The organism is Pseudomonas sp. ESBL9 (assembly GCF_036668715.1).
Taxonomy (GTDB): Bacteria; Pseudomonadota; Gammaproteobacteria; order Pseudomonadales; family Pseudomonadaceae; genus Aquipseudomonas; species Aquipseudomonas lundensis.
Map to the genome: position 1 here is coordinate 1 of NZ_JAZEVV010000045.1, position 255 is coordinate 255.

1 pseudogene is annotated in these 255 nt (G+C 62.4%); it reads left to right on the forward strand.

From position 1 onward, the window contains the following. Positions 1–255 (forward strand): annotated as a pseudogene (locus tag V6F78_RS22360) (electron transfer flavoprotein subunit alpha/FixB family protein); the annotation flags it as partial.

Sequence of the window (255 nt, forward strand, 5' to 3'; positions counted from 1 at the left end):
CCTCCAACGGCAAAAACAGCCTGCCGCGTGGGGCACCCCAACTGGACGTTGACCAGAACTCCGAGATCGTTTCGGTAGAAAGCGCTGACACCTTCAAGCGTCCGATCTATGCCGGTAACGCCATTGCTACCGTGCAATCGACAGCGCCGGTCAAAGTGATCACCGTGCGTGCGACCGGTTACGACCCGGTGGCGGCGCAAGGCGGTGCTGCGGCAGTGGAAGCGGTCGCGGCCGTTCACGATGCAGGCACGTCTT